This is a genomic window from Azospira oryzae, from assembly GCF_004217225.1.
Classification (GTDB): domain Bacteria; phylum Pseudomonadota; class Gammaproteobacteria; order Burkholderiales; family Rhodocyclaceae; genus Azospira; species Azospira oryzae.
Map to the genome: position 1 here is coordinate 223774 of NZ_SHKM01000001.1, position 22965 is coordinate 246738.

General features: G+C 68.9%; 20 protein-coding genes. 8 read left to right on the forward strand and 12 right to left on the reverse strand.

Going from position 1 to position 22965, the window contains the following annotated elements; all coding sequences use genetic code 11:
* Positions 1–30 precede the first annotated feature (30 nt).
* Positions 31–1038, reverse strand: a complete 1008-nt coding sequence (locus EV678_RS01060; protein WP_014237090.1) for a LysR family transcriptional regulator — start codon at positions 1036–1038, stop codon at positions 31–33.
* A 127-nt stretch (positions 1039–1165) separates the two neighbouring features.
* Between EV678_RS01060 and EV678_RS01065 the strand changes: the two genes are divergently transcribed.
* The 4 genes from EV678_RS01065 to EV678_RS01080 are packed head-to-tail and all read left to right on the forward strand — an operon-like array spanning position 1166 to position 7995.
* Positions 1166–1990, forward strand: a complete 825-nt coding sequence (locus EV678_RS01065; RefSeq protein WP_130458190.1) for an alpha/beta hydrolase fold domain-containing protein — start codon at positions 1166–1168, stop codon at positions 1988–1990.
* Positions 1991–2017: 27 nt separating this feature from the next.
* Positions 2018–3205 (forward strand): efflux RND transporter periplasmic adaptor subunit, encoded by a 1188-nt coding sequence (locus EV678_RS01070; RefSeq protein WP_130458191.1) that lies wholly within the window; start codon positions 2018–2020, stop codon positions 3203–3205.
* Positions 3206–3214: 9 nt separating this feature from the next.
* Positions 3215–6412 (forward strand): efflux RND transporter permease subunit, encoded by a 3198-nt coding sequence (locus EV678_RS01075; RefSeq protein ID WP_130458192.1) that lies wholly within the window; start codon positions 3215–3217, stop codon positions 6410–6412.
* A 17-nt stretch (positions 6413–6429) separates the two neighbouring features.
* On the forward strand, positions 6430–7995 hold the full coding sequence (locus EV678_RS01080; protein ID WP_130458193.1) for an efflux transporter outer membrane subunit: 1566 nt from the start codon (positions 6430–6432) through the stop codon (positions 7993–7995).
* Positions 7996–8095: 100 nt separating this feature from the next.
* Here the strand turns inward: EV678_RS01080 and EV678_RS01085 are convergent, their stop codons facing one another.
* The 4 genes from EV678_RS01085 to EV678_RS01100 form a co-directional block, all read right to left on the reverse strand.
* A complete protein-coding gene (locus EV678_RS01085; protein ID WP_130458194.1) occupies positions 8096–8404 on the reverse strand; it encodes a GIY-YIG nuclease family protein in 309 nt (102 codons plus the stop codon).
* Positions 8405–8562: 158 nt separating this feature from the next.
* Entirely contained in the window at positions 8563–9483 is a 921-nt protein-coding gene (locus EV678_RS01090; RefSeq protein WP_130458195.1) for an alpha/beta fold hydrolase, read from the reverse strand.
* Between the two features lie 103 nt (positions 9484–9586).
* Entirely contained in the window at positions 9587–10513 is a 927-nt protein-coding gene (locus tag EV678_RS01095) for a branched-chain amino acid transaminase (protein ID WP_130458196.1), read from the reverse strand.
* A gap of 431 nt (positions 10514–10944) precedes the next feature.
* Complete coding sequence (locus EV678_RS01100) at positions 10945–11373, reverse strand: acyl-CoA thioesterase (RefSeq protein WP_014237098.1); 429 nt, start codon at positions 11371–11373, stop codon at positions 10945–10947.
* A gap of 143 nt (positions 11374–11516) precedes the next feature.
* Here EV678_RS01100 and EV678_RS01105 point away from each other — a divergent pair, with 143 nt between their 5' ends.
* Positions 11517–14168: a bifunctional diguanylate cyclase/phosphodiesterase gene (locus EV678_RS01105; RefSeq protein WP_165397426.1), complete on the forward strand. Its 2652-nt coding sequence runs from the start codon at positions 11517–11519 to the stop codon at positions 14166–14168.
* An 84-nt stretch (positions 14169–14252) separates the two neighbouring features.
* Here the strand turns inward: EV678_RS01105 and EV678_RS01110 are convergent, their stop codons facing one another.
* The gene (locus EV678_RS01110; protein ID WP_235832384.1) at positions 14253–15155 is read right to left on the reverse strand and encodes a LysR substrate-binding domain-containing protein; all 903 of its coding nucleotides are present in this window, start codon (positions 15153–15155) and stop codon (positions 14253–14255) included.
* A 112-nt stretch (positions 15156–15267) separates the two neighbouring features.
* Between EV678_RS01110 and EV678_RS01115 the strand changes: the two genes are divergently transcribed.
* Positions 15268–16134, forward strand: a complete 867-nt coding sequence (locus tag EV678_RS01115; RefSeq protein WP_130458198.1) for an AraC family transcriptional regulator — start codon at positions 15268–15270, stop codon at positions 16132–16134.
* Positions 16135–16161: 27 nt separating this feature from the next.
* Here EV678_RS01115 and EV678_RS01120 read toward each other — a convergent pair whose 3' ends face one another.
* The gene (locus EV678_RS01120) at positions 16162–17124 is read right to left on the reverse strand and encodes a LysR substrate-binding domain-containing protein (RefSeq protein WP_130458199.1); all 963 of its coding nucleotides are present in this window, start codon (positions 17122–17124) and stop codon (positions 16162–16164) included.
* A gap of 146 nt (positions 17125–17270) precedes the next feature.
* On the opposite strand from EV678_RS01120, the gene EV678_RS01125 reads away from it, so the two are divergent.
* Positions 17271–17627 (forward strand): DUF2917 domain-containing protein, encoded by a 357-nt coding sequence (locus EV678_RS01125; RefSeq protein ID WP_165397427.1) that lies wholly within the window; start codon positions 17271–17273, stop codon positions 17625–17627.
* Between the two features lie 67 nt (positions 17628–17694).
* Positions 17695–18642: an alpha/beta hydrolase family protein gene (locus EV678_RS01130; RefSeq protein WP_130458201.1), complete on the forward strand. Its 948-nt coding sequence runs from the start codon at positions 17695–17697 to the stop codon at positions 18640–18642.
* 4 nt (positions 18643–18646) lie between these two features.
* Here EV678_RS01130 and EV678_RS01135 read toward each other — a convergent pair whose 3' ends face one another.
* From EV678_RS01135 to EV678_RS01155, 5 genes are all read right to left on the reverse strand, one after another.
* Positions 18647–18880, reverse strand: a complete 234-nt coding sequence (locus tag EV678_RS01135; protein WP_014237105.1) for an FmdB family zinc ribbon protein — start codon at positions 18878–18880, stop codon at positions 18647–18649.
* Between the two features lie 226 nt (positions 18881–19106).
* Positions 19107–20393, reverse strand: a complete 1287-nt coding sequence (locus EV678_RS01140) for an O-acetylhomoserine aminocarboxypropyltransferase/cysteine synthase family protein (RefSeq protein WP_130458202.1) — start codon at positions 20391–20393, stop codon at positions 19107–19109.
* A gap of 26 nt (positions 20394–20419) precedes the next feature.
* Positions 20420–20878 (reverse strand): CoA-binding protein, encoded by a 459-nt coding sequence (locus EV678_RS01145; RefSeq protein ID WP_130458203.1) that lies wholly within the window; start codon positions 20876–20878, stop codon positions 20420–20422.
* Between the two features lie 60 nt (positions 20879–20938).
* Positions 20939–21724 carry an enoyl-CoA hydratase gene (locus EV678_RS01150; RefSeq protein WP_130458204.1) on the reverse strand — a complete coding sequence of 262 codons (786 nt, stop codon included), beginning with the start codon at positions 21722–21724 and terminating at the stop codon, positions 20939–20941.
* Positions 21725–21744: 20 nt separating this feature from the next.
* A complete protein-coding gene (locus EV678_RS01155) occupies positions 21745–22911 on the reverse strand; it encodes a cystathionine gamma-synthase (RefSeq protein ID WP_130458205.1) in 1167 nt (388 codons plus the stop codon).
* Positions 22912–22965: the final 54 nt, after the last annotated feature.

The window sequence follows — 22965 nt, forward strand, 5'->3', positions numbered from 1 at the left end:
CTTTTTCACCTTCCCCTTTTTGTCCCGCCCTCAGAGCGTGCATTCGGCCCGGTTCTGTTGTTCCAGCATGTCGCGCAGGGTCAGGGTGTCGGGGTGGGTGGGGAAGCTGCATTGGGGGCTGCTTTCCCGTTGGCCGCCGAGGAGGGGGCAGGTGCCGAAGAGGTCGGCGACCCAGTCCACGAAGGCGCGGACCTTGGGCGACAGGTGGCGGTTCTGCAGGTAGGCCACCGAGATGGGCATGGGGCTGGGGGTGAGGTGGGGCAGCACTTCCTTGAGGGCGCCGGATTCCAGGTGGGGCAGGGCCATCAGCAGGGGCAGCTGGATCAGGCCGAAGCCCTGCAGGGCGCAGTCCAGGTAGGCTTCGGCGTCATTGACCGAGACCTTGCCGGCCATTTTCACCGGGGTGAAGACCCCGTCCACGATGAAGTCCCAGTCGATGGTGCGGCCGGTGCGGGTGGAGAAGTAATGTACCGCCTGGTGCTGCTGCAGGTCGTCGATGCTGTGGGGCGTGCCGTAGCGTTCCAGGTAGTCGGGGGCGCCGCAGGTGATGGACTGGAAGGTACCGATGCGCCGCGCCACCAGGCTCGAATCCTGCAATTCACCGACCCGGATGACGCAATCCACCGCTTCCCGCACCAGGTCCACGGCCCGGTCCCCCATGCCGATCACCAGCTCCACGTCCGGATAGCGGCTGCTGAAGTCGCACAGGTGGGGAATGAGGATGAGGCGGCCGATGGGCGGCGGCACGTCGATGCGCAGGCGCCCCTTGGGGCCCCGGGCGGCGTCGCGGAAGGAGGCCTCGGTCTCCTCCACCTCCGCCAGGATGCGGGCGCAATGCTCGTAGTAGGCGGCCCCGTCCGGGGTCAGGCTGATGCGGCGGGTGGTGCGGTTGAGCAGGCGCACCTGCAGCAGGGCCTCCAGGTTCTGGATGATGGTGGTGACGGTGGCCCGGGGCAGGCCCAGGGTTTCCGCCGCCCGGGTGAAGCTGTTGGCGTCCACCACCCGGGTGAAGACCTGCATGGCTTGAAAGCGGTCCATGGTGCCGACTCCTCGATTGTTTGCCGATGATGAATAGTATTGTCGAAATATACATGTTTATCCGGTTGTAGATAACACAGAGAATCGCCCCATTGCCAATTCCGGCAGCCTTGGCTGCCCCCGTGCCATGGATGCGATACCCGGCGCTCCGGCGACCCTCGCCGAAGACTTCACCATTCCCGGTCCCCAAGGGGCCATTCCCGCGCGCCTGTACCGCCCCAGGACAGGCGGCCGGCCCCTGCCCGTCGTGCTCTATTTCCACGGCGGCGGCTTTGTCGGCGGCTGCCTGGACGATGCGGACGTGCCGGCCCGCTTCCTCGCCGCCCGGGTACCGGCCCTGGTGCTGGCGGTCGGTTATGCCCTGGCGCCCGCCCGGCCCTTCCCGGCGGCGCCGGAAGATGCCCATGCCGCGGCCCTGTGGCTGGCGCAGCAGGCCGCGGCCCTGGGCGGCGATGCCTCGCGCCTGGCGGTGGCGGGGGACGATGCGGGGGGCAATCTGGCTGCCTGCCTCACCCTCATGGCCCGGGACCGCAACGCTCCGGCCATTGCCGCCCAGGTGCTGGTGGGGCCCATGCTGGACCCGAGCATGACCCGCCTGGGGGATGGCCAGCGCCTCAATTCCGACCTCAGCGCCGCCGACTGCGCCGCCTGCTACCGCCAGTACCTGCCCCAGCCGCGTCAGCGGCTCCATCCCTATGCCTCGCCCCTGGCCTCGGTGCGCCAGGCCGGCCTGCCGCCGGCCCTGGTGCTGACCGCCGAGTGCGACGTGCTGCACCAGGAGGCGGAGCAGTACGCCGCCGCCCTGATCGAGGCCGGCGTACCTACCCAGGTGGCCCGTTTCCCCGGCGTCACCCATGCCGCCCTGGCCCGCCATCCGCCGGCCCTGGCCGAGATCGCCCACTTCCTCGGCCACCGCCTTGGTGCCGGGATGGCGGTCGCCCCCAACCAATAAAACCATCCCTTTTCGAGAGGAACTGTCATGCCCCAACTCAAGAAGCGTCTCATCATCGCCGCCGCCCTGGCCGGGCTGGCGGGCCTCGGCGGCACTGCCGCCGTCTTCTATGCCCATGCCGGTGGCGCCCCGGCCATGGCGGCCCCGGCCGCCGCCAGCGTCGAGGTGGCGGAGGTGGCCAGCCGCCCCGTCACCGACTGGCAGTCCTACTCGGGCCGCCTGGAGGCGGTGGAAAGGGTGGAACTGCGGCCCCAGGTGTCCGGCGTGCTGACAGCGGTGCATTTCAAGGACGGCAGCCTGGTGAAGAAGGGCGACCTGCTCTTCAGCATCGACCCCCGGCCCTTCGCTGCCGAGGTGGCCCGGGCCCAGGCCCAGCTGGCCGGTGCCGAGGCGCGGGCCGCCTACACCGGCGCCGACCTGGCCCGGGGCGAACGCCTCCTGGCCGAGAACGCCGTCTCCCGCCGCGACTTCGAGGAAAAGCAGAACGCCGCCCGGGAAGCCGCGGCGGCCCTCAAGGCGGCCCAGGCGGCCCTCAAGGTGGCCGAGCTGAACCTGGAATACACCCGCATCACCGCCCCCATCAGCGGTCGCATGTCCCGGGCCGAGGTGACGGTGGGCAACCTGGTGGCGCCGGGCAATGCGGCGCCCCTCACCACCCTGGTCTCCGCCGACAGCATCTACGCCGCCTTCGACGTGGACGAGCAGAGCTATCTGAAATACGTCAGCGGCAGCCAGGGCAAGGGCCTGCCCATCCGCATGGGCCTGGCCGACGAGAGCGGCCACGGCCGGGAAGGGCGCCTGAGTTCCGTGGACAACCGCCTCGACAGCACCTCCGGCACCATCCGCCTGCGGGCCGTCTTCGACAATCCGGACGGGCGCCTGGTGCCCGGCCTCTACGCCCGGGTGCGCCTGGGCAGCGAGGCGCCGCGGGAAGCGGTGCTGGTGGACGAGAAGGCCGTCGGCACCGACCAGGACAAGCGCTTCGTGCTGGTGGTGGACGGCAAGAACCGCACCGCCTATCGGGAAGTGCGCCTGGGAGCGGTGCAGGAAGGCCTGCGGGTGGTGGAGAGCGGCCTCAAGGCCGGCGAGCGCATCGTCGTGAATGGCTTGCAGCGGGTCCGTCCGGGCGACGAAGTGGCGCCCCAGATGGTCTCCATGGGCGGTCGCGAGACGGCCGGCGTGGCCCGGGCGGCGAGCCCGGCGGACAAGGGTTGAGGCGGCGCCATGAACATCTCCAAGTTTTTCATCGACCGCCCCATCTTCGCCGGGGTGCTGTCCATCCTCATTCTCCTGGCCGGGGTGCTGTCCGTCTTCCAGCTGCCCATTTCCGAATACCCGGAAGTGGTGCCTCCCTCGGTGGTGGTGCGGGCCCAGTATCCGGGCGCCAACCCCAAGGTGATCGCCGAGACGGTGGCGGCGCCCCTGGAGGAATCCATCAACGGCGTCGAGAACATGCTGTACATGCAGTCCCAGGCCAATAGCGACGGCAACCTGGCGGTGACGGTGTATTTCAAGCTCGGCATCGACCCGGACAAGGCCCAGCAGCTGGTGCAGAACCGGGTCTCCCAGGCCCTGCCGCGGCTGCCGGAGGACGTGCAGCGCCTGGGCGTGACCACGGTGAAGAGTTCTCCGACCCTGACCCTGGTGGTGCACCTGCTCTCCCCGGACGACCGCTACGACGCCACCTACCTGCGCAACTACGCCGTGCTCAACGTCAAGGACCGGCTGGCCCGGCTCAACGGCGTCGGCGAGGTTTCCATCTGGGGCGCCGGCAACTACGCCATGCGGGTCTGGCTCGATCCCCAGAAGGTGGCCCAGCGTGGCCTCACCGCCGGCGACGTGGTGCGCGCCATCCGCGAGCAGAACGTGCAGGTGGCGGCCGGCGTCATCGGCGCTTCGCCCAATGCGGGGAACGTGCCCCTGCAGTTTTCCGTGAACGCCCAGGGCCGCCTGCAGACGGAGGAGGAATTCCGCGACATCGTGCTCAAGAGCAGCGGCGAGGGCGGTGTCACCCGCCTCGGCGACGTGGCCAGGGTGCAGCTGGATGCGGCCGAATACGGTCTGCGCTCCCTGCTCGACAACAAGCCGGCCATCGGCATGGGCATCATGCAGTCCCCCGGCGCCAACGCCCTGGAAGTCTCCTCCCAGGTACGCGAGGCCATGGCCGAACTGGCCAAGGATTTCCCCGCCTCGGTGGAATACCGCATCGAATACGACCCCACCCAGTTCGTCCGCGCCAGCATCAAGGCCGTGGTGCATACCCTGGTGGAGGCCATCGCCCTGGTGGTGCTGGTGGTCATCGTCTTCCTGCAGACCTGGCGCGCCTCCATCATCCCGTTGCTGGCGGTGCCGGTGTCCATCGTCGGCACCTTCTCCCTGATGCTGGGCTTCGGCTATTCCATCAATGCCCTGTCCCTGTTCGGCATGGTGCTGGCCATCGGCATCGTGGTGGACGACGCCATCGTCGTGGTGGAGAACGTGGAGCGCAACATCGAGGCCGGGCTGACGCCGCGGGAGGCCACCTACCGAGCCATGCGCGAGGTCAGCGGCCCCATCATCGCCATCGCCCTGACCCTGGTGGCGGTGTTCGTGCCCCTGGCCTTCATGACCGGCCTCACCGGCCAGTTCTACAAGCAGTTCGCCATGACCATCGCCATCTCCACGGTGATCTCGGCCTTCAACTCCCTGACCCTGTCCCCGGCCCTGGCGGCCATGCTGCTCAAGGGCCACGGCAGCGAGCCGGACTGGCTGACGCGGCAGATGAACCGCTACCTGGGGGGCTTCTTCGCCGGCTTCAACCGCTTCTTCCGCCGCGCCTCGGACAACTACGGCCGCGGCGTCACCGGGGTGCTGGCGCGCAAGGCCTCGGCCATGGGCGTCTATGCGGTGCTGCTGGGCCTCACCGTGGGCCTCTCCTATCTGGTGCCCGGGGGCTTCGTGCCGGCCCAGGACAAGCAGTACCTGATCGGCTTCGCCCAGCTGCCCAACGGCGCCTCCCTCGACCGCACCGAGGCGGTGATCCGCCAGATGGGGGAGATCGCCCTGGCCCAGCCCGGGGTGCAGAGCGCCATCGCCTTCCCCGGCCTTTCCATCAACGGCTTCACCAACAGCTCCAGCGCCGGCATCGTCTTCGCCACCCTGAAGCCCTTCGACGAGCGGCGCGGCAAGGAGCTGTCGGCGGAAGCCATCGCCGGCGCCCTCAACCAGAAGTACGCCGCCATCCAGGAAGCCTTCATCGCCGTCTTCCCGCCGCCGCCGGTGATGGGCCTGGGCACCCTGGGCGGCTTCAAGCTGCAGATCGAGGACCGGGGCGCCCTCGGCTACGCCGAGCTGGACCGGGCGGCCAAGGCCTTCATGGCAGCCGCGTCCAAGGCGCCGGAGCTGGGCCCCATGTTCTCCAGCTACCAGATCAACGTGCCCCAGCTGGACGTGGACCTGGACCGCACCAAGGCCAAGCAGCAGGGCGTCTCCGTCACCGATGTCTTCGACACCATGCAGATCTACCTGGGCTCCCTCTACGTGAACGACTTCAACCGCTTCGGCCGCGTGTATCAGGTGCGGGCCCAGGCCGACGCGCCGTTCCGCTCCCGGCCGGAGGACATCCTGCAACTGAAGACGCGCAACAACCAGGGCGAGATGGTGCCCCTTTCCTCCCTGGTTAAAGTGAGCACCGGCTTCGGTCCGGAAATGGTGGTGCGCTACAACGGCTACACCGCGGCCGACATCAACGGCGGCCCGGCTCCCGGCTTCTCCTCGGCCCAGGCCGAGGCGGCGGTGGAGCGGGTGGCCGCCGAGACCCTGCCCCGGGGCGTCAAGTTCGAATGGACCGACCTCACCTACCAGAAGATCCTGGCGGGCAACGCCGGCATCTGGGTCTTCCCCATCAGCCTCCTGCTGGTGTTCCTGGTGCTGGCGGCCCAGTACGAAAGCCTGACCCTGCCCCTGGCGGTGATCCTGATTGTGCCCATGAGCATCCTGGCGGCTCTCACCGGCGTCTGGCTCACCGGCGGCGACAACAACATCTTTACCCAGATCGGCCTGATGGTGCTGGTGGGGCTGGCCTGCAAGAACGCCATCCTCATCGTCGAGTTCGCCCGGGAGCTGGAACTGCAGGGCAGCACGCCCCTGCGGGCGGCCATCGACGCCAGCCGGCTGCGGCTGCGGCCCATCCTCATGACCTCCATCGCCTTCGTCATGGGCGTGGTGCCCCTGGTGCTGTCCAGCGGCGCCGGTTCCGAGATGCGCCACGCCATGGGCATTGCCGTGTTCTTCGGCATGCTCGGCGTCACCTTCTTCGGCCTCTTCCTGACGCCGGCCTTCTACGTCCTGCTGCGCACCCTGGACAAGCGCCACAAGCTCCATTCCGCGGCCCACCACGAGGCCCCCATCACCGCCGTGCCGTCCCTGGAACAGCCCCGTTGAGACGGCAGGAGAGAACCATGACCCCAAACACAATGCGAATCCCCAGCTTCAAGCCGGCGTTGCCGCTCCTGCTGCTGGCCCTGGCCGGCTGCGCCGTGACGCCTCCCTATCAGCGTCCGGTGGTGGAAACGCCCGCCGCCTTCAAGGAAGCCCCGGCGGAGGGCCAGTGGAAAACCGCCGAGCCGGCGGAGGCCCAGCCCCGGGGCGAGTGGTGGAAGGTCTTCGCCGATCCGGTGCTGGACACCCTGGAAGCCCAGGCCGCCGTCGCCAACCAGGACCTCAAGGCTGGCCTGGCCCGCCTGGCCCAGGCCCGGGCCCTGCAGCAGAACGCCCGCTCGGCCCTCTTTCCCCAGGTCGGGATCGGCTTCGGCCCCACCCGCCAGCGTCCTTCGCCGGCTTCCCAGGGCCTGCCGGCGGAGGCCGAGACCAGCCCGGCCACCCTGTGGCGGGCCCAGGCCAGCGTCTCCTATGAGGCCGACCTGTTCGGCCGGGTCAGCAGCGGGGTGGCGGCGGCCGGCGCCGATGCGGCCCAGCGCCAGGCCCTGTTCCATTCCCTGCAACTGGCCATCCAGGCCGACGTGGCCCAGGCCTATTTCTCCCTGCGGGAGCTGGACGCCCTGGCGGCCCTCTACGCCGACACCGTGGCCCTGCGCCAGCAGACCCTGCAACTGTTCCAGCGCCGCTTCGACGCCGGCGACGTGGGCGAGCTGGAACTGGCCCGGGCCCGCACCGAGCTGGCAGGGGCCGAGGCCGAAGCGGTGGGCGTGGAACGCCAGCGGGCCGTGGCTGAACACGCCCTGGCGGTGCTGCTGGGCCAGGCCCCGGCCGCCTTCAGCCTGCCGCCGGCGCCCCTGGGGCGGATAACGGTGCGGGTGCCCGCCGGCCTGCCGTCGGCCCTGCTGGAACGGCGGCCCGACATCGCCGCCGCCGAGCAGGCCATGGTGGCGGCCAACGCCCGCATCGGCAGCGCCCGGGCCGCCTTCTTCCCGCGCCTCAGCCTGACCGGCGCCCTGGGCTACGAATCGTCGGAGCTGGGGGACCTCTTCAAGTGGTCCAGCCGCGCCTTTGTCCTCGGCCCCCTGGTAGGCACCATGCTGTCCCTGCCCATTTTCGACGGCGGCGCCCGCCAGGCCGGGGTGGACCAGGCCACCGCGGTGTTTGACGAGGAGGCGGCCAAGTACCGCCAGAGCGTGCTGCAGGCCTTCAAGGAGGTGGAGGACAACCTGGCCCACCTGCGCCTGCTGGACCGGCAGTCCGCCTCCCAGGACCAGGCGGTGCAGTCCGCCGCCCGGGCCGCCCGGCTGTCCCAGCTGCAATACCGGGAGGGGGCCCTGAGCTACCTCGGCGTTCTCGATGCGGACCGCAGCGTGCTGCAGCAGCGGCGGGCGGCGGTGCAGCTGGACGGCGACCGGGCCCGGGCCACGGTGGCCCTGATCCGGGCCATCGGCGGCAGTTGGGGCGAGGGCGGGAAAGACGGCGTAGAGGATGCCGGAAAGGGGGGCGAGGCCGCGCCGGCCCCGTCACTCCCGGCGCCGGCGGAGGCGCCCCTGGCCCGTGTGGAAGGGATGGCGCCGGCGCCTTGAGGCATGGCCGGGAGGCCCGCCGGTGGCGGGTCTCCGGATGCCCATGCCTGGGAGTCAGATGGGGTGCGGCTCCTGGCAGAGGGGCCGCGGTAATGCCCGCTCAGTCGCGCGTGGCGGGCAGGGCGGCGGCGTAGGCCCGTTTGGCCGCCGCCGTCAGGCGCTTGATGCGGTATTCGGCCTTGGAGGCCGTGGAGCGGTCCGGGTGGGCTTCCCAGCCCAGCAGCCGGGCCGGCGGATGGGCCCGGGTGTAGCGGGCGCCCTTGCCCCCGGCGTGGGCGGCGTAACGGGTCGCCACATCGGTAGTGATGCCGGTGTAGATGCTGCCGTCGGCGCATTCGATGAGATAGAGGAACCAGGGCCGGCCGGCGGCCGGTGCCTCTGCGGGTTCTTCCGGAAAAGCATCAGGCAACGTATCCGGCAACGTATCCGGCAACGTATCCGGCAACGCTGTCGGCGGCCGTTCCGCCCTTTCCTTTCCCGCTGCCTGCGTTGCCTTTTTACGCGGCTTTTCCACTGCTGCTGCCGTCGCTGCCTTGACCATTTCCACCACGGCTTTCCGGGCGGCGTTCACGGCTGAAGCATCGCCCGGGCCGCGGCGGCGGCGATGGCGTCGGCGATGACGGGGGCCAGGGCGGCGGGGAAGTCGTGGCCCATGCCCGGCACCAGGCGCAGTTCGGCGCCGGGGATGTGGGCCGCCACGTCTTCGCCGCAGGCCGGCGGAATGAGGGGGTCGGCGGCGCCGTGCAGCACCACCGTGGGCGCCCGGATGCCGGCCAGCAGGGGACGCCGGTCGCCGTGGGCGAGGATGGCGGCCATCTGCCGGGCCACGCCCCTGGGGTCGAAGCTGCGCTCGTATTCGGCGGCGAACATGGCCTGCAGCTGTTGCGGGTCTTCCGGGTAGGCCGGGCTGGCGATGGCCTGGTAGCGCTGCAGGGCGTCGGCGACGATGGCGTCCCGCTGCCGTTCCCGGGGCAGGGGGGCGAACAGGGCGGCGGCCGCGGCGGGCGTGGGCGGCGGCAGGGAAGGGTGGCCGCTGCTGGACATGATGCTGGTGAGGGACAGTACCCGCTGCGGGTAGCGGGCGGCGACGATCTGGGCGATGGCGCCGCCCATGGAGGCGCCGGCGATGTGGGCCCGGGGAATGGCCAGGGCGTCGAGCAGGCCGACGCAGTCGGCTGCCATGTCATCCAGCGTATACGCGGGTTCCAGGGGCATGCCCCGGAGCGCCGCGCCCAGATTGGGCACCGGGGCATGGTCCAGGTGGGTGGACAGCCCCGCATCCCGGTTGTCGAAACGGATCAGGCGGAAGCCCCGTTGCAGCAGGGCCTCGCACAGGGCCCGGGGCCAGCGGGTGAGGGGCACGCCCAGGCCCATGATGAGCAGCAGGGGCGGCGCCTCGGCCGGGCCTTCGAGCAGCACTTCCAGTTCGATTCCATTGACGGCGAGACGGGGCATGGCGGGCAGGGGCTGGGGATCGGGACGGGGCATACCTTAGCAGATATGCCCCGCCACGGTCCGCTCCAGGTGCGGCTTCTGGCGTGCTTGCCGGCGTGTTTCCCGGCGTGTTTCCCGGCGAGCATGCCGCGCCGGGTCAGGTGGCGGCCGGAGTCAGCCAGTCGGCGTGGGCCCCGTCTTCGCCCCGGACGCAGGCGAAGTAGCGCTGCTGCAGCAGGCGCGTCACCGGGCCGGGCTGGCCTGTGCCGATGCTGCGGCGGTCCACCTCCACCACCGGTGTCACCTCGGCGGCAGTGCCGGTGAGGAAGACCTCGTCGGCGCAATAGACCTCGTCCCGGGTGATGCGCTTGGCCCGCAGCGCGAGGCCTGCCTCCCGGGCCAGGACGTGGATGCTGCGGCGGGTGATGCCGTCCAGGGCCGAGGTGGTTTCCGGCTCCAGCAGCTCCCCGTCCCGCACCAGGAACAGGTTTTCCCCCGAGCCTTCGGCCACGTAGCCTTCCGTGTCCAGCAGCAGGGCCTCGTCGTAGCCGTCGCGGCGGGCTTCCCGTACCGCCAGGATGGAGTTGCTGTAGGTGGAGATGGCCTTGGCCCGGCACATCTGCACATTGGGGTGGTGCCGGGCGTAGGAGGAGATGCGCACCCGGATGCCCTGCTCCAGGGCGTCGCCGCCCAGGTAGGCACCCCAGGGCCAGGCCGCCACCATGACGTGGGTTTGGGCCCCGGCCGGGTCCACGCCCACCTTCTCCGGCCCGAGGAAGACCAGGGGGCGGATGTAGGCGCTGTCGAGGCCGTTGCGGCTGACCGCCTCGCGGCAGACCTGGGCCAGCTCTGCCCGCGACCAGGGCAGGTCGATGGCCAGGATGTGGGCCGAATCGGTAAGGCGGCGCAGGTGTTCTTCCAGGCGGAAGATGGCCGGCCCCCGGGGCGTGGCGTAGGCCCGGATGCCTTCGAAGCAGCCGTAACCGTAGTGCAGGGTGTGGCTGAGGACGTGCACTTTGGCGTCGCGCCAGGGCAGCCAGTGGCCGTCGAGCCAGATGAAACCGTCGCGGTTTTCCATGGACATGGGAGTTCCTCCAATACGTCGTGTGGGCAGAGCGTGGGCAAAAACAGCCCCTGCCGGCGGCAGGGGCGGCAAAGCCCGCCCGGGGGTGGGGGCGGCGCGGGTGTCCGGACGTGGATGGAACGGCGGGGCGCTGGCCCGCCGCTGCCCGGTGGGGCGGCGGTGGCACAGCGGATACAGCGGTAGGGCAAGGATGGGGGAGGGCCGGACCCGGCTCAAACGAAACGAGGCAGGTTGGGATGAATTTATTTCATCTGGATTGAGCGCCGGGGGCGGCGACTTCCGTGGGCCGGGTGAGGGCGGTGCGGGCGGCATGGCGCGGCACCACGGCCGACCGTGGCGCCGGCGCTGGCCTGGCAGCAGCGCTGGTCATGGCAATGGTGGGCACGAAAGGAGAGGCAGAAAGGGCGGCGCCCGTGGCTACGCCCTGGGCCTCAGGCTGCGCCGACCCGCTCCAGGAAGCCTTGGGGCACCCGGGTCACCTTGCGCGGGCCGTAGTCGAAGAAGACGATGCCGGTCTTGCCCCGGGCCACTTCCCGGCCGCTTTCCTTGTCGCTCATGCGCCACAGCAGGTCGCAGCCGTACTTGTTGAAATCCGCCGGCGCCATTTCCACCACCATGGTCTCGCCGTGGAAGGCTTCGGCCTTGTACTGCAGGGCCGCGTCCACCACCACGATGCCCACGCCTTCCACGTCCAGCTCGGTGTAGCCGAGGGACTTGAAGAAGCGCACCCGGGCTTCCGACACCAGGGTCAGCAGCAGGGCGTTGTCCAGGTGGCCGCCGTAATTGATGTGGCCGATGTAGAGGGGAATCTCGGTGGCAAAGGCAAAGCGTTCGGGCAGTTCGATCTGGATGCGGGCCATGGTCGGGGTCGGGAGTGAGTGGCTGACTGCCGGATGCTAACCCAAGGCGGCGGCGGGACAAATCGCCGCAGGTCCGGATGGCTGCCAAGCCCGCGCCATTTGTTTGCTACCATCCCGTACGTGATCATCTGCATGGCGTACGCATGTCAGCCAAACGGCCCAAGCTTTACCTCGTCTTCTTCATCCTGGCCGTCCTCGGCACGGTGGTGCCCGCCGCCTTCCTGCTCGGCTCGGCCTATTACAGCGAACACCGCCAGGCCGCCCAGGATGCGCGCAATGTCTCCGGCGTGCTGGAGGCCCGGCTCGAGGCCACCCTGCGCCGCATCGAATCCAACCTGGGGGAACTGGTGGCCGACCTGCCGCGCCAGGCCCTGCATCCCAAGGCCTTTTCCCGCTACGGCGAAGCCATGCAGCGGCAGTTGGCCATGCGGGCCAGCCATTTTCCGGAGATCGTCGGCCTGCGCATCATCGATGCGGAAGGCAATGTGCTCTATGCCTCGGATGTCACCCGGCCCCGGGTGAATGTGGCGGACCGCAGCTACTTCCAGGCCCTGCGCCGGGAGCCCCAGACCCGCCTGTTTTTCTCCGAAGTGGCGGTGGGGCGCATTTCCGGCCGTACCCAGCTGGTGGTGGCCATGCCCATCCGCCGGGCCGACGGCAGCTTCGCCGGGGTAGCGATGGCGCCCCTGGAAATGCGCTATTTCCAGCAACTCTTCGACGCCATCGACCTGGGGCCCCGGGGGGTGATCACCTTCCGCCGCTCCGACGACGGCCGTCTGGTGCTGCGCCGGCCTGAGCGGCCGGGCACGGTGAACCAGACCCTGAGCAACAATCCCATGCACCTGCGGGTGGAGGCCGGCGAGCGGGAGGGCGTCATCAGCTACCGGGCGGCCCTCGACCAGATGGAGCGGGTATACGCCTTCAAGCGCATCGGCGACTTTCCCTTCTACGTGGCGGTGGGCATCGCCGCCAAGGATTTCCTGGCGCCCTGGTACCTGACCCTGGGCATTACCAGTGGCGTCGAGCTGATTTTCCTCGCCGGCCTGGGGCTGCTACTGTGGCGCCTGGACCGGGCGGAGCGGCGCCGGGCCGCGGCCAGCCAGGCCCTGGCCAGCAGCGAGCGGCGTTTCCAGCAACTGCTCGATTCCGCCGGCGAGGGCATCTGCGGCCTGGACCGGCAAGGCCGGCTGACCTTCGCCAACCCAGCGGCCCGGCGCCTGCTGGGCTACGGGGAGGAACTGCCCCGGGGCGATTTCCTGCAGCAGGTGCACGCCGACGATGCGGGTGCCGCCCTGCGCACCTGCCTGGAGGAGGACCGCTCGGTGCACAGCGACGACGCGCTGTTCGCCCGGGCCGACGGCAGCCGTTTCCCGGTGCAGTACGACCTCTATCCCCTGGCCCAGGAAGCGGGCGTGGCCCAGGGCGCGGTGCTGCTCTTTGCCGACATCGCCGAGCGCAAGCGCCACGCCGACCAGATCGAATACCTGGCCCACCACGACGCCCTCACCGGTCTGCCCAACCGGCTCCTGGCCGAGGACCGCTTCAACCAGGCCCTCGCCGCCGCCAGCCGCCGCGGCGAACAGGTGGCCCTGCTTTTCCTCGACCTGGACGGCTTCAAGACCATCAACGACTCCCTCGGCCACGAGGTGGGGGACAAGGTGCTGCGGGCCGTGGCCGACCGCCTGCGCAGCCACCTGCGGGAGAGCGACACGGTGAGCCGCTTCGGCGGCGACGAGTTCCTGGTGATCATGCCCGGGCTGCAGCAGGTGGAAGTGATCTACCCGGTGATCGGCAAGCTGCTGGCCTGTCTGGAACAACCCCTGGCCCTGGAGCACTACCAGCTGTCCACTTCCGTTTCCATCGGTGTCGCCGTCTTCCCTCACGACGGACGGGACTTCACCACCCTGATGCAGAAGGCCGACACGGCCATGTACCACGCCAAGGACGCGGGCCGGAACACCTACCGCCTCTTCGACGAGGCCATGAACCTGCACGCCCAGGAGACCCTGCGCCTGCGCAACAACTTCCAGCGCGGCCTGGACGGCGATGAATTCGTGCTGCACCTGCAACCCCAGGTGGACCTGGCCAGCGGCCAGGTGGTGGGGGCCGAGGCCCTGGTGCGCTGGCAGGACGGCAGCCGGCTGATTGCCCCGGCCCATTTCATCCCGGTGGCCGAGAGCAGCGGCTTCATCGTGCCCCTGGGCCAGTGGGTGCTGCGGGAATCCTGTCGCCTGGCGGCCCGCTGGCAGCGGGAGCTGGGACGGGAGGTGACCATCGCCGTGAACATCTCCGCCATCCAGTTCAAGCGCGGCGACCTGGAGCGCACCGTGGCCGAGGCCCTGGCCGAGAGCGGCCTGCCGCCCCATCTGCTGGAGCTGGAGCTGACCGAGAGCACTCTGCTCAACCAGACCGAATCCGTGCTGTCCACCCTGCGCACCCTGCGGGACCAGGGGGTGCGCCTGTCCATCGACGACTTCGGCACCGGCTATTCCAGCCTGGCCTACCTGAAGCGCCTGGCGGTGAACAAGCTGAAGATCGACCAGTCCTTCGTGCGCAACCTGGACGGCGATGCGGAGGATGCGGCCATCGTCCGCGCCATCATCGAAATGGCCCACCGCCTCAACCTGCGCACCGTGGCCGAAGGGGTGGAAACGGTGGAGGTGCTGCAGAGCCTCCGCCGCTTCGCCTGCGACGAGGCCCAGGGCTACTACTTCGCCCGGCCCCTGCCGGTGGATGAGTTCGAGCGCTTCCTGGCCAGCTGGCCGGGGCTGCTGCCGGGGCGCATGGCCTACTGAGGCGGGCGGGAGTTTGCCGCCGGCGAGTCGGCCTTGCTGTTGGGGTACGGCGGACGGCCGCCCGCTGCCCTCCGGCGATCTGACCTAGGCGGCCTTGGCGGAGCGCACCAGCCAGCGGATGAAGTCCATGGCGCCCCGCTTCTCCTGCACTGCCGGCGGCGCCACCACGTAAAAGCTGCGGTCCGGGCAGTCTGCCGCGAAGGGGCGGCTGAGGCGGCCCTCGGCCAGGTAGGGGGCTGCCAGGGTCTCCGCCATGAGGGCCACGCCGTGGCCCGCCACTGCCGCTTCCAGCATCAGCAGGGCATCCTCGTAGAGTGGGCCCTCCGTGGGCTCGGCATGCTTGACCCCGGCGGCGGCAAACCAGCGCTGCCAGGAGAGCAGGGGGTGGCGTAGCAGGCGGACGTGGCCCAGGTCCAGGTCCGCCGGGGTGTGCAGCTGGGCCGCCAGGGCCGGGCTGCAGACGGGGAAGACCCGCTCCTCGAACAGCTTCCAGGCCAGCAGCCCGGGCCATTCCTCCTCGCCGTAGCGCAGGCCGATGTCCGCCTCGCCGGCCAGCAGGGGAGCCAGGCTGGTGGCGGTGCCCAGGCTGAATTCCGTTTCCGGGTGCTGCTGCTGCCAGGCCGCCACCCGGCTCACCAGCCACTTGCTGCCCAGGGCCGGGGCGGCGGAAATGCGCAGGCGGGTTTTCTCCGGCGCCCGCAGTTCGGCGCTGGCCTCGTCCAGGCGCAGCAGGGTGTCCCGCACCACGGCCAGGTAGCGGCGGCCGGCGGCGGTGAGGGCGATGGCCCGGTGCCGCCGCTCGAACAGACTCTGGCCCAGGTGTTCTTCCAGCAGGCGGATGCGGTGGCTCACCGCCGAGGGCGTCAGGTGCAGGGCTTCGGCGGCGGCGAGGAAACTGCCCAGGCGGGCGGCAGCCTCGAAGGCGGGCAGGGTGTGCAGGGGCGGCAGGTCGTGCATGGCGGCGGCGGGTCGGAATCCAGTCTGCATTGTGACCCGGCAGCCGGCGGTGAAGCCAGTTTGCCGGGATACATTGAGCAATTACGGTCAGGATTTGTTGCGCCCCTTCGTCCATAGTGCGTGCTGCGAACAGGAGGAAATGATGAACGACGACCGAATCAGCCGCTACGCGGCGCGCTTCGACAAGGTGCTGGCCTATATCGAGGCCCACCTGGACGAGCCGTTGACGGCGGAGCGCCTGAGCCGGGTCGCCCATTTCTCCCGTTTCCATTTCGATCGGCAATTCGCCGATTTTCTCGGCACCAGTGCGACCCGCTATCTCCTGCTGCTGCGGCTGCGACGGGCTTCCTTCAAGCTCGCCTTCCAGCCCCGGATCCGGATCATCGACATCGCCCTGGAGGCCGGCTTTGAAAACCCGGAATCTTTTTCCCGCGCTTTCCGCCACATCTTCGGCCAGTCGCCCAGCCAGTTCCGGCGGCAGCCCGACTGGCAAGGCTGGAGCGAGCGCTACCGGTTCCGGCTACCCGAAAGGAATGCCACCGTGCAGGTTGAAATTGTAGAATTTGAAAGCACCCTGATTGCCGCCCTGGAACACCTGGGCCCCGCCGAGAAGGTCAACGACTCGGTTGCCCGCTTCATCGACTGGCGCAAGTCCACCGGCCTCTCGCCCAAGGACAGCAGCCGCACCTTCGGCATCGCCTACGACAACCCGGACACCACCGAGCCGTCCCGCTTCCGCTTCGACATCGCCGGCGAAGTCTCGGCCCAGGTGCCGCCCAATGCCCAGGGCGTCGTCACCAAGGAAATCCCCGGCGGCCGCTGCGCCCGGGTGCGCCACCTGGGCTCCCACATGCGCATCGGCGAGAGCATCTATCCCCTCTACCGCAACTGGCTGCCGGGCAGCGGCGAGGAACTGCGGGACTTCCCCCTGTTCTTCCACTACCTCAACCTGTTGCCGGATACGCCGGAGAATGAACTGGTGACGGATATCTATCTGCCGCTGAAGTAAGTCGTCCGGTCTGACAGGAACGGGCGGTCAGTTGCCGGAAGGCGACTGACCGCCCGTTTCCGTACTGGCATTTCCGTCGCTGTTACCGAGTTCAATCAGCCACTCGGCAAAGGCCTCCACCTCCGGCCGCTTGGACGAGGGGCTGCGCAGCAGGTAGTAGGCGCGTCGGTTTGGGGTGGGTTGGGGCGGGGCCAGGGGGATCAGGCGGCCGGCTTCCAGGTGGTCCCGGATCAGGGGTAGACGGCCCAGGGCTGCGCCCTGGCCGGCCAGGGCGGCGTAGATGCACTGGTCGTAGTGGTTGAACTGCAACAGGGCCTTGGCGGCGGGCGGGGTCGGGGCCAGTTGGCTGAGCCAGCCTTCCCAGCGCAGCCAGGGATAGTCCCGGCCGTCCTCGAAAGAGAGCAGGGTGAGGTGGGCCAGGTTGGCGGCGGAAAGCCGGGGGCCGTCGGGCAGGGCCGCAGCCAGGGTCGGCGCCACGACGGGGGCCAGGGTTTCGTCGAAGAGCTTGAGACTGCCGGTGGGGGCCGCTTCCGGGGTGCCGTAGCGCAGGGCCACGTCCACTTCCTCCGCTTCCAGATCCACCGCCCGGTTGTCGGCGGAGACCCGGATGCCGATATCAGGATGGCGGGCCTGGAAGCCGGAAAGCCGGGGCACCAGCCACAGGGCGGCGACGCCGATGGAGGCGGAGATGGTGACCCGGGGTTGGCGTCGGGATGCGGTGATGTCCTCCACCGTGCTGCCCAGGCGGGCCAGCACTTCGCTGGCGGTGCGGAACAGGCGTTCGCCCTCCGGCGTCAGGTGCAGGGCCCGGGTGCTGCGCTGGAACAGGGCCACGCCCAGTTGTTCCTCCAGGGTCTGGACCTGGCGGCTGATGGCCGACTGGCTCAGGTGCAGCTCTTCCCCCGCCTTGGTGAAGGAGAGGTGGCGGGCGGCGGCGACGAAACCCTTGAGGGGGTCCAGGGGTGGCAGGCGGTGCAGGGGCAGGCTCATGGCGGGGTTGTTTATCTATGCGTTTATTGCATCAATTGAATGCAGATTTCCCGTTTGTGTGTTGTGCATTGGCTTTCCATACTTCATTCATGGCGTGGCTGTACTGATACGGCCATATCAAAAGCGCATGAATGGAGGATAGGAAAATGCAAGCGATCCGGCAAGGCCAGGCAGCGGGCCAGACAACGCAGTGGCTGCATCTGGAACTGGAACGGCGGGAAATGCTGGTGCTGGCCGATGCCCGGGGCCAGACCTTGGAGTGCCGCACGGGCGAGCTGTGGCTGACGGAGGATGGCGGGGGCGACCGGATTCTCCGGCCCGGCGAAGCCCACGTGGTGGCCGGCAACGGCTGTCTGGTGGTTTCGGCCTGCCAGGATGCCCGCTTTGTCCTCGGCGGTGGGGGGCACGATCCGGCCACAGTTTCCCTGCAGCCGGTACGGGGCTTTCTCGCCAGCCTGCTGCCCCACGAGCTGTCCGGCCTGGGCGGTCGCGGCCTGGCCTGAGGTCGGGAATCAATAGGCCCCGCCGCCGGTCCCATTCTGCAACCAGACCTTGCCGTCGAGTCTTCCCATGGATCGCTTTACCCCACCGGCCCCGACCGTCAGCGCCAGCCCCTTGAGTCTCACCGCCGCCGACGGCTATCTCCTGGCCGCCCACCACTGGCAGCCGGAGGGCGTGCCCCGGGCGGTGGTGGTAATCAACCCGGCCACCGCAGTGAAGGCCGCCTACTACCACCGCTACGCCCGCTTCCTGGCGGAAAACGGCTTTGCCGTGCTGACCTACGATTACAGGGGTATCGGCGCCTCCCGCCAGGGCAGCCTGCGCCGCTGGTGCCATGTCTCCAAGCTGGACTGGGGCCGTTACGACTGTGAAACGGCCCTGGCCTGGGCGCGGCAGACCTATCCCGATTTGCCCCTGCATCTGGTGGCCCACAGCATCGGCGGCCTGCTGCTGGGCCTGGCCCCCTCCGGAGCGGCGGTGCAGCGGGCCTTCACCGTGGGCAGTCAGTACGCCTACTGGCCCGACTACGGCCCGGGCAAGCCCCTCATGTGGCTGCGCTGGCATGTGCTGATGCCGCTGCTGACCGCCGTGCTCGGCTACTTCCCGGCCCGGCGCCTGGGCTGGCATGAGGACCTGCCCGCCGGAGCCGCCTACGAATGGGCCTTCCGCCCGGCCTCCCTGGAGAAGTCCTATCGACGCCATGTGCGGGGCGGGGCCGATCCCCTGGCCCATTTCGACGGCTTCCGCGGCGAGATGCTGGCGGTGAGCATTACGGACGACCCTTTCGGCACCCCGGCGGCCATCCGCCGCCTGCTGGTCTACTACCGGGGCGCCCGGCGCCATCATGTGCACCTGTCGCCGGCTGCGGCGGGGGTGGAAGCCATCGGCCACTTCGCCTGGTTCCACGAACGTTTCCGCCCCACCCTGTGGCAGGACTCCCTGGCCTGGTTGCAGGACGGCAGCCTGACCCGCGCGCCCCGGGAAACCCTGGTGCCCGAAACTGGTGCCGGGGCTTAGGGAATCAGCCGATCTTGGGGCGTTCCTTGGCCGAGTAGTTGCTGAAGTGGCCCTCCTTGGCCGCCTGGGCCCGGCCGGCGGCCACCAGGCCGGCTGTCTTGCCCTGGGGGGCGGGCAGGGAGACCAGTTTTTCCAGCTGCCCGCTGCCACATTTCGGGCAGGCCGGCACGGTACTGGCCCGCACAAGCAGTTCAAAGGTGTGCTGGCAGGCCTGGCACTGGTAGTCGTAGAGGGGCATGGGGCACTCCTGTCGCAATGACGACAATCGAAGGGGAATGCCCGAGAAATGCAAGAAGGGTGCCGGGGAAAATGCAATGGCCACAGAGGGCACAGAGATCACAGAGGGAGTCAGCCCCGCCGGTAACGGTCGGCAGTCTGCGATACAAGCAATTTCTTCCCGTGGGCGTTGCACCCCGGGGTTCTCAACTCTGTGCCCTCTGTGTCCTCTGTGGCTATGCAGCCTTTCAGGTCGTCGCCTTGGCCAACGCCTGGTCGATGTCCCAGAGGATGTCGTCCAGGGTCTCCAGGCCCACGGAGAGGCGGATCAGGTCCGGCGGCACGCCGGCGGCGGTCTGCTGTTCCGGGGTCATCTGGCGGTGGGTGGTGGAGGCCGGGTGGATCACCAGGGTCTTGGCGTCGCCGATGTTGGCCAGGTGGGAAAGGAATTCCACGCTGTCGATGAACTTCTGCCCGGCGGCCGCCCCGCCCTTGATGCCGAAAGTGAGCACGGCACCGGCGCCCTTGGGCAGGTATTTCTTGGCCAGATCGTGGTACTTGCTGGAGGGTAGGCCCGGGTAATTGACCCATTCCACCTGGGGATGGGCTTCCAGATGCCGGGCAATGGCCAGGGCGTTGCTGCAATGGCGATCCATGCGCAGGGACAGGGTCTCCACCCCTTGCAGCAGCAGGAAGGCATTGAAGGGGGAGAGGGCCGGGCCGAAGGTGCGCAGGCCTTCCATGCGGCACTTGGCGGTGAAGCCGAAGTTGCCGAAGGTCTCGTAGAACTTCACCCCGTGGTAGCCCGGGCTGGGCTCGGTCATGGTGGCGAACTTGCCGTTGTCCCAGGGGAACTTGCCCGATTCGACGATGATGCCGCCCAGGGTGGTGCCGTGGCCGCCGATGAACTTGGTGGCCGAGTGCACCACGATGGCGGCGCCCCATTCGAAGGGCCGGCACAGGTAGGGGCTGGCGAAGGTGTTGTCCACGAACAGGGGCAGGCCGGCGGCGTTGGCGATCTTGGCCACGGCCTCGATGTCCAGCACGTTGAGGCCCGGGTTGCCCATGGTCTCGGCGTAGACCACCTTGGTCTTGGGGGTGATGGCCTTGGCGAAATTCTCCGGATCGTCGCTGTCCACGAAAATGGTGTTGATGCCCAGCTTGCGGAAGTTCACGTCCAGCTGGGTGTGGGTGCCGCCGTAGAGGGTGCGGGCGGCGACGATCTCGTCCCCGGCCTCGCACAGGTTGAGCAGGGCCACCATCTGGGCGGCCATGCCGGAGGCCACGGCGACCGCGGCCTTGCCTCCTTCCAGGGCGGCGATGCGCTCTTCCAGCACGGCCACGGTGGGGTTGGAGAGGCGGGAATAGACGTTGCCGAAGGTCTGCAGGTTGAACAGGCTGGCGGCGTGTTCCGGCGAATCGAAGACGTAGGCGGCAGTCTGGTAGATGGGGGTGGCCCGGCTGCCGGTAGCGGCGTCGGGCACCTGCCCGGCGTGGAGGGAAAGGGTGTCGAACCCGAACTGGTGGTCGGCCATGGTGTGCTTTCGGGAAATCGGACGGATCAGAGGGGGCGGCGGGAAGAAACGATGCCCGTATTCACGCCCATGAAATTGAGGCCGCCGAAGAGGCGGGCGTATTCGATCTTGACGCAGCGGTCCTCGATCACGGTGAGGCCGGCGGCCTCGGCGATGTGGCGGGCTTCCTCATTGATTACGCCCAACTGCATCCAGAAGACCTTGGCGCCGATGGCCACCGCTTCCCGGGCAATGGGGGCACAGTCTTCCGGCTTGCGGAAGACGTCCACGATATCCACCTTCTCGGGAATGGATTTCAAGTCCGGGTAGCACTTCTCCCCCAGGATCTCCGGGTACTTGGGATTCACCGGGATGATGCGGTAGCCCCGTTCCTGCATGTACTTGGCGGCGAAGTAGCTGGGGCGGTTCCAGTCGGCGGAGAGGCCGACCACGGCGATGGCGCGGTTTTCTTTCAGGACCTGGCGCAGGGTGGCAAGTTCGCTCATGCAAGTGTTCCGTGTGAGGGGTGGGGCGGGCAGCCCCGGGTTCCCCTCGGGTCTGCCGCGTTAGCCGTGGCACCAGGTGGGGTGGCGCTTGTCGATGAAGGCATCGATGCCTTCCCGGGCGTCCCTGGCCTGGAGATTGTGCACCATCACCCCCTTGGCGTAGGCGTAGGCCTCATCCAGGGGCAGTTCGGCCTGGCGGTAGTAGGCGGCTTTGCCCACGGCCAGGGTGTGGCGCGACTTGCTGGCGATTTTAACCGCCAATGCTTCCACCGCGACATCCAGTTGTTCCCCGGACACGTGCTCGTTGATGAGGCCGAAACGCAGGGCCGTGGGGGCATCGATGAGGTCGCCGGTGAGCAGCATCTGCAGGGCGTGCTTGTGGGAGACGTTGCGCGACAGGGCCACCATGGGGGTGGAGCAGAAGAGGCCGATATTGACGCCGGGCGTGGCGAAGCGGGCGTCGTCCGTGGCGATGGCCAGGTCGGCGCTGGCCACCAGCTGGGCCCCGGCGGCGGTGGCGATGCCATGCACCCGGGCGATCACCGGCTGGGGCAGGCTGACGATGCGCTGCATGAGCCGGGCGCAGGCTTCGAAAAGGTCTTCGGCATAGCTTGCGCCGTAATCGGCGCTGCGCATTTCCTTCAGGTCGTGGCCGGCGCAGAAGGCCGGGCCGTTGCCGGCCAGGATCACCACGCCGATGCTCGGGTCGGCGGCGATGCGGTCGAACTCGGCCTGCAGGGCGGCGATCATGGGCCGGGAGAGGGCGTTGCGGGCGGCGGGGCGGTTGAGGGTGAGGCGGGCGATGCCGTCCTTGTCCTGCCGCAGTACCAGGGCTTCTTCGCTCATGTGCTGTTCTCCTTTTGTTATTACTTGAGGGCCTGTTCCAGGTCGGCCAGCAGGTCTTCCACGTCTTCCACGCCGACGGAAAGGCGTACCAGGCCGTCGTCGATGCCGATGCGGCGGCGCTGCTCAGGGGGGACCGAAGCATGCGTCATCAGGGCCGGCAGTTCGATCAGGCTTTCCACCCCGCCCAGGCTTTCGGCCAGGACGAAGATTTTGGTGTTTTCCAGCAGCTTCTTCGCCGCCGGCAGGCCGCCCTTGACCACGGCGGAGACCATGCCGCCGAAGCCGCGCATCTGGCGCTTGGCCAGTTCATGCTGGGGGTGGCTTGCGAGGCCGGGGTAATGGACCTTCTCGATGGCCGGGTGGTTGGCTAGCCAGCGGGCGATGGCCTCGGCGTTGGCGCAGTGGCGTTCCATGCGCAGGGCCAGGGTCTTCAAACCGCGCAGGGCGAGGAAGGCATCGAAAGGCCCCAGCACGGCGCCGGCGGCGTTCTGCAGGAAGGCCAGGCGCTCGGCCAGTTCCGGATTGGCGGTGACGGCCACGCCGGCGATCACGTCGGAATGGCCGTTCAAGTACTTGGTGGCCGAATGCACCACGATGTCGAAACCGTGTTCCAGGGGCCGCTGGATCCAGGGGCTGGCGAAGGTGTTGTCGGCCACGGTGAGGAGGCCCCGGTTCTTGCCGATGGCGGCCACCAGGTCCAGATCCACCAGCTTCAAGAGCGGATTGCTCGGGGTTTCCACCCATAGCAGCTTGGTTTCCGGGGTGATGGCGGCCTCGATGCTCTCTCTGGAGGAGAAGTCGGCATAGGTCACCTTGAGGTCGGCGGAATTGCTGCGCACCCGGTTGAAGAGGCGCACGGAGCCGCCGTAGAGGTCGTCGGAGGCCACCACATGGCTGCCGGCGGGCAGCAGTTCCAGCACCGTGGCGCTGGCGGCCAGGCCCGAGGCGAAGGCGAAGCCGTGGCTGGCCCCTTCCAGATCGGCGATGCAGCGCTCCAGGGCCAGACGGGTGGGGTTGGCGCTGCGGGCGTAGTCGAAGGTGGCCCCGGCGTACTGCTTCGGCTCGTTGAGGGCCGGCTGGACGTAGGTGGAGGTGGCGTAGATGGGGATGGAGACGGCGCCGGTGGTGGGGTCCGGCTCCTGGCCGGCATGGATGGCGCGGGTGGCAAAACCTTGTTTATGGGTCATGGGGGGCTCGAAAAAAATCCAAAAACGGAGCCACAGAGGACACAGAGAGCACAG